This is a genomic window from Peptoniphilus senegalensis JC140, from assembly GCF_000321025.1.
GTDB classification, from domain to species: domain Bacteria; phylum Bacillota; class Clostridia; order Tissierellales; family Peptoniphilaceae; genus Peptoniphilus_A; species Peptoniphilus_A senegalensis.
Genome location: NZ_HE610718.1, coordinates 802252 through 815711, shown reverse-complemented (window position 1 = coordinate 815711; position 13460 = coordinate 802252). Strand labels below are relative to the sequence as shown.

The 13460-nt window shown below is 31.7% G+C and carries 14 protein-coding genes and 1 other RNA gene; 1 reads left to right on the top strand and 14 read right to left on the bottom strand.

The features are described from left to right. Window positions 1-368 precede the first annotated feature (368 nt). The 10 genes from PTSHG_RS08300 to PTSHG_RS08265 all read right to left on the bottom strand — a co-directional run bounded on the left by PTSHG_RS08300 (window position 369) and on the right by PTSHG_RS08265 (window position 6596). Window positions 369-893: a ClbS/DfsB family four-helix bundle protein gene (locus PTSHG_RS08300; protein ID WP_019108437.1), complete on the bottom strand. Its 525-nt coding sequence runs from the start codon at window positions 891-893 to the stop codon at window positions 369-371. Between the two features lie 20 nt (window positions 894-913). After that, window positions 914-1723 carry a putative ABC transporter permease gene (locus tag PTSHG_RS08295; RefSeq protein ID WP_019108436.1) on the bottom strand — a complete coding sequence of 270 codons (810 nt, stop codon included), beginning with the start codon at window positions 1721-1723 and terminating at the stop codon, window positions 914-916. Window positions 1724-1785: 62 nt separating this feature from the next. After that, window positions 1786-1929: a response regulator transcription factor gene (locus PTSHG_RS10150; RefSeq protein WP_238318766.1), complete on the bottom strand. Its 144-nt coding sequence runs from the start codon at window positions 1927-1929 to the stop codon at window positions 1786-1788. Window positions 1930-1967: 38 nt separating this feature from the next. Further along, window positions 1968-2306 (bottom strand): hypothetical protein, encoded by a 339-nt coding sequence (locus PTSHG_RS09420; RefSeq protein WP_019108435.1) that lies wholly within the window; start codon window positions 2304-2306, stop codon window positions 1968-1970. Further along, window positions 2299-3312, bottom strand: a complete 1014-nt coding sequence (locus tag PTSHG_RS08285; protein ID WP_019108434.1) for a LacI family DNA-binding transcriptional regulator — start codon at window positions 3310-3312, stop codon at window positions 2299-2301. The genes PTSHG_RS09420 and PTSHG_RS08285 overlap by 8 nt, the downstream gene beginning before the upstream one ends. Window positions 3313-3432: 120 nt before the next feature. Further along, on the bottom strand, window positions 3433-4215 hold the full coding sequence (locus PTSHG_RS09415; protein WP_019108432.1) for a diacylglycerol/lipid kinase family protein: 783 nt from the start codon (window positions 4213-4215) through the stop codon (window positions 3433-3435). 110 nt (window positions 4216-4325) lie between these two features. Next, window positions 4326-4820, bottom strand: coding sequence for a hypothetical protein (locus PTSHG_RS08275; protein WP_019108431.1), 495 nt, complete (start codon window positions 4818-4820; stop codon window positions 4326-4328). 15 nt (window positions 4821-4835) lie between these two features. Next, on the bottom strand, window positions 4836-5393 hold the full coding sequence (locus tag PTSHG_RS08270; RefSeq protein WP_019108430.1) for a YtxH domain-containing protein: 558 nt from the start codon (window positions 5391-5393) through the stop codon (window positions 4836-4838). Between the two features lie 99 nt (window positions 5394-5492). Next, window positions 5493-5677: non-coding RNA, 6S RNA (gene ssrS, locus PTSHG_RS09695), on the bottom strand. A gap of 34 nt (window positions 5678-5711) precedes the next feature. Further along, complete coding sequence (locus PTSHG_RS08265) at window positions 5712-6596, bottom strand: RluA family pseudouridine synthase (protein ID WP_019108429.1); 885 nt, start codon at window positions 6594-6596, stop codon at window positions 5712-5714. 75 nt (window positions 6597-6671) lie between these two features. Between PTSHG_RS08265 and PTSHG_RS08260 the strand changes: the two genes are divergently transcribed. Further along, complete coding sequence (locus tag PTSHG_RS08260; protein ID WP_019108428.1) at window positions 6672-7472, top strand: NAD(+)/NADH kinase; 801 nt, start codon at window positions 6672-6674, stop codon at window positions 7470-7472. Between the two features lie 269 nt (window positions 7473-7741). On the opposite strand, the gene PTSHG_RS08255 is transcribed toward PTSHG_RS08260, so the two are convergent. From PTSHG_RS08255 to PTSHG_RS08240, 4 genes are all read right to left on the bottom strand, one after another. Next, window positions 7742-9346, bottom strand: a complete 1605-nt coding sequence (locus tag PTSHG_RS08255; protein ID WP_019108427.1) for a CTP synthase — start codon at window positions 9344-9346, stop codon at window positions 7742-7744. 8 nt (window positions 9347-9354) lie between these two features. Next, window positions 9355-11427 carry a glutamine synthetase III domain-containing protein gene (locus tag PTSHG_RS08250; protein WP_019108426.1) on the bottom strand — a complete coding sequence of 691 codons (2073 nt, stop codon included), beginning with the start codon at window positions 11425-11427 and terminating at the stop codon, window positions 9355-9357. 121 nt (window positions 11428-11548) lie between these two features. Beyond that, on the bottom strand, window positions 11549-12766 hold the full coding sequence (locus PTSHG_RS08245) for a sensor histidine kinase (protein ID WP_019108425.1): 1218 nt from the start codon (window positions 12764-12766) through the stop codon (window positions 11549-11551). Next, window positions 12766-13458: a response regulator transcription factor gene (locus PTSHG_RS08240; RefSeq protein ID WP_019108424.1), complete on the bottom strand. Its 693-nt coding sequence runs from the start codon at window positions 13456-13458 to the stop codon at window positions 12766-12768. Before PTSHG_RS08240 ends, PTSHG_RS08245 begins: the two co-directional genes overlap by 1 nt. Between the last annotated feature and the right edge of the window lie 2 nt (window positions 13459-13460).

Genomic DNA, 13460 nt, shown 5'->3' with positions numbered 1-13460 from the left:
TCGCTACTTTTTGAAGTAGCTTATTTATTGTACTCTTGTAATTTATTCTTGTCAAGTATTTTTTTTACAATTTTTTATTTGTTTTTTACTTGCCTTTTACAAAAGCCTTGCTGTCTTAATCGACAACTTCTATATGATATCATCTTAAAAGTTATCTGTCAACTGTTTTTTATATTTTTTTATAAAAAATAACAGTCATCTTTTTTTGACAACTGTTATATATTACTATTTTAGTTTTTTCATGTCAATACTTTTTTAAATTATTTTTCTATTGATTCTTTTTTTATTGTTATTGTATTTTTTGATATAGTCTTCTTTCTTGCTATATCATCATTATACACTAGCTTTAACCCTTTTTTTACTTTATTTTATTTAATTTCTAATATTTTCTTCCATTTTCTTATTTTTGTTCTAAATGTTTTAAAGGGTGCCACTGTATTAACATGTATAAATTTATAAACTTCCCAGACTGCTGTTTTTGTTGCATCGTCAGCCCATTTTCTCATGTGTGGATTAAATAATTCTTCTTCTGTCATATCATCTATAAGTTTTAAGACTTTATTTATATTTTCGTCTAATATGATTTTTAATTCTTTTAGCGACTTATTTGAATAGCTTTCATTAAACCACTCATATAGTTTCCCCAACTCATTCCATTTGAATTTATCAGATGGTGTTTTTACTTCAATGCCTTTTTTCTCGTCTTCTTCCCATTTTAACAAAAGACTTGTCCATCCTACTTGATAAGAAAGATTTTCTGCTGGGGTTCTGTCTACTTCTTCAATTCTTTTATCTTTTAGGTTCTCTTCAATATTATCAAATTCATCAATGTATTTTTTATATGCTTTTGTGATCTCTTCTTTAAGTTCTTCTTTCCCTGAGTATTGTTTCATAGCTGCTCCTCATTAATTATTTATAAGTGTTCGTTATCTCTTATTAGTTTTTTAATTTCTCCTATATCAGCTTGTGCCTCTTCTAAATTCTTTTTCAAATTAGGAAAGGCTTTTAATAATCTCTTTTCTTCTAGGCTTTCTTTTCTTTCTCTCAATTCTTTTATTCTATTTTCTAATTCCATAAATTCTGGCTTTTTCTTAATTTCTTCTTGTCTATTTTCTATTTGAACAGTCTTATCATATACTCTTAGACCTATTTTATCTGATACTTTCCTTATATCTTTACTTATTCTGTCTATTGCCTTGAATTCTTTATTAAGTCCAATAAGTGTATTAACTGTTGCTATCATATCAATTGCCATTATTATTACTAGGCCTATATCCATATACTTTAAAAAAGCCATTGGTATTAAGCCTACTAAATCTCTTATGAGTGGATGGACTGCTTCATATAATAAAAAACAAAACATACCCCATATTACTGAAAATTCTAGACAGATATATCCACCAATATTTAGTTTTCTGTCTGAATAGTCCCACCATCTCTCGTGAAATATTTTTTCTAAGAGAACACCCGCTACAAATTCTATGGCTGTGGCTATAAACATAGAGCCCAAAAATAGGACAAGTTTGTTTTTCTCAGCTATATCGGTTAAAAAATATATTACTGATATGGCTCCAAATCCATATATAGGACAATAGGGTCCTGCCAAAAATCCTCTATTTACAAATTTGCCAAGGGTAACTGCGTGGAAACTAACTTCTACTACCCAGCCTATAAAGGCGTATATAAAAAAATACATTAAATTCAACAACAGATACTTTTCCATTTATTCCTCAATTCTAATAAAAAAATATGTTAGCTTTACTAACATATTTTAATACAAAATGACTAAATCTCTCCATAACTTTTTAAGATTTCAGTCCTTCCACTAACTTCCAATTTTTTGTAAAGAATTGTTAGATTATTTTTTATAGTCTTTTCACTAATGTAAATTTCTCTAGAAATCTCCTTATTAGTTTTACCAGCTAGTATTTTCTCTAATAGAAGTTTTTCTCTTGTAGTGAGAGATTTTAATTTTTCATATTTTTTATTTCTAATTTTTTTATTTTATTTAGGCTTTCTTCAATATAATTATATCCCCTGAGAGTTTTATCCACTGCCTCAAGTACTTCATCTTCAGTAGCCCTTATGCTTATAATGGAATAGTCTATATTGAGAGGAAGCTTTCTCTCATCTACTATTCTTATCTTATCTTCTTTTCTCTTTTCAAGACTTTTGTCTTCAAAGATTAATAAATCAATTTTCTCACTTGTTTCTTCATAAAAATCAAGGACTTCATAATCCTTTAAAATATTCTGAAGTCCTTTTTTTATAATTTCACAATTTGTCTCAATAGCGATTTTAGTCATTTAATTCCTTTACACTTTCTCTTTCAAGAATTTCAGATGGAAGCACAACATTTTCTGAAAAGTCGCTATCTTCTTTTGCTATTTTCTTTAAAATTTTTCTAATTGAAACCGCTCCAATGTCATAATAAGGAATTTTAACTGTTGTAAGTTTTGGTCTATAAATATTTGAAATATAAGATCCACCAAATCCTGTTACAGAAATGTCTTGCGGAGTTTTAAAATTATTGTCTAAAAGCAAGTTCATTAGATGAATTGCAATTGTATCATAGGATGTAAAGAAAGCTGTGATCTTTTCTTTCTTAACTGTGTCTATTATATTTGTCCCTTCATCTTCCACATCTTCTGCATTTAGACCTTCCACGAATAAATTAATTTTCTTTAGACCATGTTCTTCCATGGCTTTGTTGTAACCTTCGATTTTTTTCTTTTCAAAGGTTCTATCATAGTCCTTTCTAATTCCTAAAGAAGCAATATTTTTATGTCCCTTTGAAATTAAAAGATTTACCATGTCATAAGATGCCTTTTCATAATCAATTGTTGCAGAAAACTTTTCTATGTCGTAGAAATTACTAATGATGACATAAGGGATTTTACTTTCTTCTAATTTATATTCTAGCTTAGGATTGTGCAAATTTGAAATTACAATGATTCCTTCAACTTGTTTTTGAGCCAACAAATTTGCAAACTTCATTTCAGATTCAGCGTCGCCATAGGAACTTGATAAAAGTATGTCGTATTTATACATTCTTCCAACTTCTTCCACCCCTCTAAGTATTTGTGAAATAAAATTAGAACCAATGTCTTCTACAATTACGCCTATTAAATTAGATTTCTTTGTAACTAAACTTCTTGCCACTTCATTTGGCTTATAATCCAAAACATCTATGGCGTGCAAAACTCTTCTTCGAGCCTCTGGGCTAACGGGTTTTGAGTCATTTATTACCCTTGATACTGTAGAAATGGACACATCTGCCATTTTTGCTACATCTTTAATTGTAGATGCCATACCTTCCTCCTTATGGTACTATTATTTTTAATTTATTTTCCAAGACTTTAAAAGTCATAGGAAGTGTTGAAGCTTTCTCTCCGTCTACATCTATTGTAAGCTCTTTATCAGCTTTTATTTTTATTTTTTTGTTTTTAAATATTTAACCTTATTGTGGTCAACATGTTTTCCACCCATTAGAGATGCAAAAAGTTCTGGAACATCTGAAATTCTAATTCCTTTAAAAATAAGAACATCTAAATATCCATCTGAAATATCTGCCAAAGGTGCCATTCTCTTAAATCCACCAACAGAAGTTGAATTTGTTATCAAAAATAAAAGCCCCTCAACTGTTCCAGTAAATTCTTCACTTTCAATGTCAAAATTTATAATCTTTTGATATTTGAAAATTTTTTTCTCCAAAAGTTCCCTTGCACCTTCGAGATAATAAGCCATATCTCCCAAAGTTGCCTTTTTCTCAGCTGGAACTGTGTATGCAATTTCTGTAAGCATTCCACCTGCGGCAACATTTATAAATGCTCTCTCTCCAGCTAAGCCAATGTCTATGGTCTTGAGATTAAAATTTTTTATCATTTGATAAAATTTATATGGCGAAGTTGGAAGTCCCTGTGCATTTGCAAAATCATTTACTGTTCCACTTTGAAGAATTGCAAGAGGAGTATCCCTATTAGATAGATAAATTCCATTTACAACTTCATTTACAGTTCCATCGCCACCAGAACATATTATAAAATCCTCTCCCGAATAATTTAAAGCATAATTTTTACCATCGCCCTCTTTGTGTGTAAAGAGCAACTCAATTTCATACTCATCATCACTCATAAGTTCTATCAAATCTAAAATTTTGCCAAGAGCTGTACCTCTGCCCGAATTTGGGTTTGCTATTATCTTAACTCTCTTCATTTTACTCCTTGTACTATGTAGATAAGAATCAAAGTTTTATATAATTATATCATTCTTTGATTCTTAAATTTAAAATAAAAGAAGACGAAGCCATAACTCCGTCCTCAAGATCATTTTAAAAAGACTTCTTTAACAGTCTTTGCAACTTCTCTTAAAATATAAAAATAGTCGATGGCGTTATTTGAACTAAGTGAAATAGTTTTAGCAGTATCAGAAATAACATCTGAAACATTCATAACTGTGTTTGATACTCTTAAAGATGTATCATCGACCTTTCTTGTAATTCCATTAACAGTATCTGAAACTGAACCAACTGTAGCAACAACTTTTTCAATTTCAGGTTTTACATCATTAACAAGTTTTGTCGCATCAGTTGAAATTGAATTTACATTTGTAGAAATGTCCTTTGCATTGTCCATTATTGAAGGAACAGTCTTTATAGTGTGATCAATCTCGCCTTGGTTTCTTTCAACAATGTCATTGACATTTTTTAAAATTTTAAAAACATTTAAAAGCACTAAAAATAGTGCAACAAGTGCAGCTATACCAGCTACATACAATAAGAAACTTAGTAGGCCACCAATTGTAAATGCTTGATCTAACATTTTATGCCTCCTATCTTATTTTCTAGCTTCTTTTTCTGCCTTGTCTTTTGTTTCTTCAAGAGTTTCTTTTACATTTTCAGAAGATTTTTTTGCTTCTCTCTTGATGTCCTTTGCGCCTTCCTTTAAGTCGCCTTTAACTTCTTCTGCTGTATCTTTAACTTCTTCAGTAGTGTTTTTCACATCTTTTTTGATGTCTTCAGCACCAGCCTTAACAACTTCTCCTATTGCTTTAGCCTTTGCCTTAGCTACTTCAACGTCTTCGTCAAATTCATATTTTTTAATAGCAGCCTTTTCTCTCAATTCATTATAAGTTTTCTTAGCTTGTTCTCCAGCTTGATAAGCCTTAAATTCAATAGTATCTCTAGCATCACTAGCTGCGTTAAGTGCTTGGTTAGCTGCTTCTTTAGATTTGTTAGCTATATCTTCACGAGTCTTTTTGCCTTCTTGTGGGGCAAATAAAATTCCACCAATTGCTCCAAGTGCAATACCTGTAGAAATCTTAGAAATTTCTTTAAGTCTTCTTCTTCTAACTGCTTCGTTACGTTTTGCTTCTAAATAATCAAATAATCCCATAATAACTCTCCTTTATCTTTATTGATATATTGATATGTTAAACTCTTACCCGATTTATATAAAATTAATCAGATTAAATCCAATGAATTACAATATATAGTAAAAACCGCAATGCCGTTACCTAATTAATTCACACCCGCCCATTATCATGGTGGGTAAAAAACTTGATAGCGTATTCTGACTTCCGCTCAAAGGCGGCTTGTCATATCTCACTTATACACAGTTTCCCGTGTTAGATTTGTCGGTTGAATTAAATAGGCTTATTTCGTACATCGCAGAATTTACCTAATTAAATTATAACGCAATAAAATTACTTTTTCAATAAAGAGCAGGAAAAAAATGAAAATCTTTGGGAACCTTTGCAAAAATCTCTATTTCTTTATCATTCCTTGGTAGCTTAAATTTTATAGAATAAGAATGAAGGGCTTGTCTATTTATTAACTCTGACTTTTCTCCGTAAAGACTGTCTCCAATAATAGGATGACCTAAATGACTTAGATGAACCCTGATTTGGTGAGTCCTTCCCGTATAAAGAGTTAACATTACAAGACTCATGTTATCATACTCTTCTAATACTTTATAAGAGGTAATAGACTTTTTTCCAATTACATAATTTACCTCTCGCCTAATATTGTCTTCACTTGTGGCAATAGGAGCATCAATAATTCCTTCCTTTTCTTTAAAAATGCCACTGCAAATAGCCAAATATTTTTTCTCAACCTTATCTCTAAAATCGCTGGAAATTTTATCTTGAGCAAAGGAATTTTTACAAGCAACAACTATGCCAGAGGTATCTCTATCAAGTCTATTTACAAATCTAACCTTTCTTTTTATCTTATTTTCATAAAAGTATCCCAAGAGGTAATTTAAAAGAGTCCCATCACTGTCATCCTTTGCCGTATGAGTAACCATAAAGGGCTCTTTATTTATTAAAATCAAATCGTCATCTTCATATAAAATGTCTAGTGATTTTTTTTCCACTTTGCCATTGGGCTCTTCATCTTCAAACCTAAGAGAAATTATGTCATTTAACTTTAATTTTTTATTTTTCTTAATTAATTTTCCATTCAAATAAATCTTTTCGCTCTTAACTGATTTTCTTATTAAGCGAGAAGAGACTCCCCTCTCCTTTAAGTAATCATTTATCTTAATATTTTTATTTGCCCTAAAATTTAAAAAATCTTTTGAATTTAATCTATACATTTTACACCTCTAGTCAAGGGGACTTTATTCGTTTATAATATAAATAATAAAGAAAAAAATCAAGGGGGTTTAAGCTTGTCTAAAATTATAAATATACTTACAAATGCAAATTTTGAATCTAAAAAAACTGCAACAAATTTGCACAATGTCTTAACAAAATATGGCTATGAGCCCTTTAATGGATTTAAAAAAAATGCAGAACTATCCATTTGCATTGGTGGTGACGGCTCTTTCATAAAGGCAATCCACAATAATGACTTTCCTGAAATGCCATTTGTGGGAATAAATACTGGGCATCTTGGCTTTTATCAAGAAATAAAACCTGATGAAGTGGAAAAATTTGTAAAAGATTATAAAGAGGGCAGCTACAATGTCGATGACATAAAGCTAATAAGATCAGACATCTACACGAAAAATAAAGTTTATAAATTTTATTCAGTGAATGAAGTAGTCCTAAAAGCCGCTCATTCAAAAACTATTCACATGAATGTCTTCATAGACAGAAATCACGTTGAAAAATTTTCTGGCGATGGTGTGTTAGTTGCAACTCCATCTGGCTCAACTGCCTATAATTTTTCAAGTGGTGGTGCAATAGTCTACCCAAGCCTACATGTGCTTCAGATGACTCCAATTTCCCCAATGAACTCCTCAGCTTATCGCTCTCTCGGTTCATCAGTTATAGTACCTGGAGCTCACACCATTTCCCTCGTTGTGGAAAAGAGATACAAAGACTCAAATCTACTTTTAGTTGATGGCTCAGAATATTTTTTCAACAATTTACACAGAGTAAACATTAGACTATCGAACAAGACAATAAAAAAACTTGTCTTTTCAAATAATTCCTATTGGGACAATTTAAAAGACAAGTTTCTATAAAGTTCTGAAAATTTTTTCAGAGCTTTTTTTATTTTTTCGTGATGAAGATAAAGCAATATAATAAAAACCTCTTGCTAAGAATATCCTATGGAAAAAATTGTTTTGTTTTCAAATCGAAGAACTTCGACTAAAATCGCACTGTTCGAGCGAAGCGAGTTTGCGATTTTAGAAGTTCGAGATTTAGAAAACATCAATTTTTGTAATGAGATAGACCTGCAAGAGTTCTTTTACCTTAATCTTATCAATTAATTGATGAGATTTATTTATCTTTATTTGTTTTTATTTTTATTTTTTATTGATGCTTTTATAAATCCATTAAATAGAGGATGTACTTTTGTTGGTCTTGACTTAAATTCTGGGTGGAACTGACAAGCCACGAAGAAATCATTATCTTTAATTTCAATTATTTCTACTAAGTCCTTGTCTTCGTTTATACCAGAAAAAGTAACTCCAGCTGATCTAATCTTTCCTCTATAGTCATTGTTAAATTCATATCTATGTCTATGTCTTTCCTTAATTTTTTCTTCGCCATAAAGTTTATAGACCAAGCTGTCTTTTTCTAAAGAGCAATCATAATTTCCAAGTCTAAGTGTTCCTCCAACATTTTTGATGTCCTTTTGATTTTCCAAAAGGTCAATTATTGGATAATTTGTATCTGGATTTATTTCCGTTGAGTTTGCATCCTTAAAGCCAAGTTTATTTCTTGCAACATCAATAAGTGCAATTTGCATTCCATAACAAATTCCAAAGTAAGGCACATTGTTTTCACGAGCATACTTACTTGCCATGATCATGCCTTCAGTTCCACGAGAACCAAATCCTCCTGGTACTATTATTCCATCAAGCCCTTCTAAGATACTTGCCTTCTTTTCTATTTCTTCAGAATTTATCCACTTAATATTTACCTTATATCCATTTTCACAACCTGCATCAGTTAGAGCTTGTGTTACAGAGAGATAAGCATCGTGAAGGCTTACATATTTACCAACAAGACCAATTGTTACTTCGCCCTTAACATCCTTAAATCTTTCAACCATTTCTTTCCATTTGCCCTTTGATGCTGGTCTGTCTTTTAATTCAAGTTTATTTAAAATGTAATTATCTAGATGTTGTTCATGGAAAACAAGTGGAACTTCATAAATTAAATCTACATTAGTTGATTGGATAACTGCATCCACCGGCACGTCACAGAAAAGAGAAATTTTTTCTCTCAAATCCTTTGTGACAAGACCATTTGACCTTACAATAATTACATCAGTTTTTATTCCATTACTCATTAGCTCCTTAAAGGAGTGTTGTGTTGGCTTGGTTTTTAATTCATCTGAACCTGGAATATTTGGCACTAGAACTGTGTGTACAAATAAAACATCAGACTCTTTATTTTCGGAGTGGATTTGTCTTATTGCTTCTAAAAATGGAAGAGATTCAATGTCTCCCACTGTTCCACCGATTTCTGTAATTACAACATCAGCCTTTGATTCCTTTGCTGCTTTATAAACTGCATTTTTGATTTCATTTGTGATGTGTGGAATTACTTGCACAGTTGCTCCATCATAATCTCCACGTCTTTCCTTGGCAATTACAGTTGAATAAACTTTCCCAGTAGTAATTGATGCCCCCTTAGTGAGCTCTTCGTCAATAAATCTTTCATAATGCCCTAGGTCTAGGTCCGTTTCAGCTCCATCCTTAGTTACAAAAACTTCTCCATGTTGATAAGGACTCATAGTTCCTGGATCAATATTTAGGTAAGGATCGAACTTTTGCATAAATACCGAAAGTCCTCTGTCTTTTAATAGCCTTCCAATACTCGCTGCAGAAATTCCCTTGCCAATTCCTGAAACAACTCCACCTGTAACAAATATAAATTTAGTCATAATTCCTCCTAACTTAGTGAATTAAAAATATCTTCATAAGATGGCATTGTAATATTTTTTCTTGAAATCAATTTTTCCATTTCATCTGCAACTTTTCTTGTTGCGAGAAGTTTTGTGGCAATATTTCTTTCAACATACTCTGCCTTTTTATAAATATCATCTATTTTATTTGAATGTGAAAGCAAAGCTTCTATTTCACTTTCGCATTCCATTAGCTTTGTAATCATCTTATCAATTTTATCATACTTGCTGTTAAGCATCTCATTATTTTTAAATTTTAAAACTTCTCCAATATCTTTTAACTCGTAAAGTCCCATTGGAATGATGTCCTTTTCTAACATAGATAACATTATCTTAGCCTCTAAAGAGTGATAAATTACAACTTCTTCTAGGTTTACTTCATAACTTGCCCTTATTTCCTTTTCAGTGTAAATTCCTCTTTTTAAGAAAATGTCTGTAAAGTCAAAGTCCTTTAAAGAAATCAAGGCGTCAAAATAAGTTTTGTGATTTGAAAGTCCTCTTCTCTTTGCCTCTTCTTTCCATTCGTCAGAATAATTGTCTCCGTCACAAATTATTCTGTCATGAGAAATCATAATTTCTTTTACAATTTCAAGTACAAGCTCTCTAATTTTTTCACAATCATCCTTATAAGGCTCAAGTTTTTCATGAATTTTTGAAAGAGAATCTGCCATAGCACAATTTAAAGTGATATTTAAGTCTGAGCCAGTCTTTGATGAGCCAAGCATTCTAAATTCAAACTTATTTCCAGTAAAGGCAACAGCAGCAGTTCTATTTCTGTCGCTGGAATCTTTAGGCACACTTAAAAGATTGTAACCTCTAAAAGTGTTATTGTCTTCTCTTTTGTATTCAATTCCATCTCTTATACTTTTAAAAAGTTTTTCAAGGTCACTCCCTAAAAATAGTGAAACTATAGCTGGTGGTGCTTCATCTGCACCCAGCCTAAAATCATTAGACGTTGATGACGCACTCACTCTCAAAAGACTTTGATATTTGTCTGTGGCTTCAATAAGCGCTGCCACAAATAATAAAAATATGTTGTTATTATAGGGGTCGTCTCCTGGCTCAAAAACATTAAGTCCGTAGTTTGTGACAATAGAATAATTGTTGTGCTTGCCAGAACCATTTACGCCGGCAAAGGGCTTTTCGTGGAAAAGACAAACCAAATCATTTTCTAGGGCTGTCTCTTTTAAAATATTCATGAGAAGTTGATTATCATCAATTGCAACATTTACATTTTCAAACAAAATTGCCATTTCAAATTGATTTGGTGCAACTTCATTGTGTTCAGCTTCAGAATAAATTCCAAGATCGTAAAGTTTCTCATCTACATCCTTATAAAATTTTTCAACTCTTGCAGGAATTTGACCAAAGTAGTGGTCAGAGAGTTCTTGTCCCTTTGGAGAAGGCGCACCTACAATAGTCCTGCCAATATTTTTAAGGTCACTTCTCTTATTGTAAATTTCCTTGTCAACTAAGAAAAACTCTTGCTCAAGGCCAACCTTAACCCTCATTCTGTAGGCATACTCGTCCTTGTGGAATAAATTTACAAGCTTTACACCTTCACTACTTAAAATTTTTGTAGAGTCAATGAGTGGCCCTCTCTTGTCAAGTTTTTCGCCCTTATAGGACATAAAAATAGTTGGAATATAAAGGACATTTCCAATGATAAAAGAATTTGCAGTTAAATCCCAATAAGTGTAACCTCTTGCCTCAAAAGTAGACCTCATGCCACCACTAGGAAAAGATGACGCATCAGGTTCTCCCTTTACAAGCTCCTTGCCAGAAAATCTATTTATTGGCTCTCCATCCGATGTCCTTGAAATAAAGGCTTCGTGTTTTTTCGCAGTGTGACCACTTAAAGGCAAAAACCAGTGCGCAAAATGTGTTGCGCCATTTTTTAGCGCCCAATCCTTCATTGCATGAGCAATAGCATCAGCAGTTTCTCTATCCAAGTCTTTTTCATTTCTAAGTGCATCCTTCCACTTTAAATAAATTGGATATGGAAGTGATTCCTTCATCTTTTTCTTATTAAAACTTTTTATTCCGAATTTTTCGATCATAAGTCCCCCTATAAAGATCCTGAAAATAAAAAAATGGCAATTAATTAAAATTGCCATTATGAAAAACCTGTGGTTTCTTTTTATTTTATTTCAATTTATCTTCTTTGTCAATAAATTATAATCACTCTGAATCCCTTAAGAGAAGCACGTGCACATCAAACCACTGCCCGTGAATTGAGATTTTTACATCCCCTCCAAGTATTTCCGAAAGATTTTTTACAATGTTAAGACCAAGCCCAGATCCTTCAGAATGTCTTGACCTGTCTGCCTTTAAAAGTTCTTCAAAGAGTTCATCACTATTCATATTTAGTTTTTCATTCATAATATTTTTTACATAAAACTCTATGGTGTCTTCTCTTTCAATGGCACCCGCAAGAACTTTTGTGCCGCTTTTTGAGTGTTTTGCTGCATTGGAAAAGAGATTTTCCACAATTCTTACGAATAGATTAACATCAGTGTAAATTAAAATTTCATCACTTGTTGAATTATATAAAAAATCCAAGTCCTTCTTTTTAAAGAGAGAATCGTAGTCGCTATAAATCTGCAAAATCATTTCATTTAATTCAACCAAAGATCTCTCCACAGAAATATCTCTAGTGCTAGTTTTTGATGCAAATACCAAATCAACTATTAAATCCTTTAATCTAGTTGAATTTCTCTTTAAAATTCCAACAAATTTTTTTGCTTCATCGTCAAACTCATCCTTCTTAGACAAGAGATCTGCATAATTTATTATAGACGTGAGAGGAGTCTTTAAGTCGTGAGAAATATTTGTTATTAGCTCCACCTTTAATTTCTCTGACCTAAAGTTTTCTTCAAGTCTCAACCTATCACGCTTTTTAAAATCTTCCATTAGCACTGTGATTTTTTCAAGATATTCATTTTCAAAGGGCTTAGGAATAGTAAAGTCATAACCATAGAGTATGGACTCCACAAGCTCAATGGAAAGTGTATTTTGTGCAAATTGAGCTTCAACTGTAATTACTGCACTAAGAATCATAAAGAGCAGGACATTTAAAAGGACAATCTCTTCTATGAGCAAACTGTAAAAGAAAATATACAAGATAAACAAGGTCACATTTAGCGTTCCAAAGAGCCTAAAATTTTTAAACTTTCTATACTTAAAAAGATTGTATGTGAAAATTGTGTCTATAAATTTTCCCCGCTTAATTTTTAATAGCACAATAAGAAGTGTAACTGTCCAAGTCACAATAAAATGATTGTTTATGTTAAATAATTCAAAAATAATTGCACATGATGCAAAAATATTTTCCACAAAAATATTATCTGATAGATTTATAAAAATGTCCTTCAAATATTCTCTAAAATCAGAAAACATCACTTCGCCTCAATTTTATATCCCATGCCATAAACTGATTTTATTAAATCTGGCTTTCTTGGATTGATTTCTACCTTGTCACGAAGATGAGAAATGTGAACAGAAATAATTTTTCTAACATCAATTGCTTCTTCTTCCCAAACTCTTTCGTAGATTTCATTGGAAGAAAAAACTCTACCAGGATTTTTTACCAGCAAATATAAAATTTTGTATTCGTAAGGAGTAAGGCTAACTACTTCATCTTCAACTCTAACTTCTTTTGACTCATCAGAAATGCTAACTCTTCCAATTTTTAAATCGCCCTTCTTGATGTCTGATGCACCAAGAGAAAAATATCTCCTTATTAGAGAATTTACTCTTGCAGTAAGCTCCACTGCATTAAAAGGCTTAGTGATATAATCGTCTGCACCTACATTTAAGCCCACTATTTTATCAGTAACTTCACTTTTTGCTGAAAGCACAATTATTGGAATATTTGTCACATCACGCATTTTCATAATGAGACTAATGCCATCCATTACTGGCATCATAATGTCTATTATTGCAAGATGTATTTCATTGTTTTTTAAAATCTCAAGAGCAGCTAGACCATCTTCTGCAGTAAAAACCTTGTAGCCTTCCGCCTTTAAGTAAATTTCAATTGCGTCTAAGATATCTCTCTCGTCATCGCAAACTAATATATTATAATTCATTA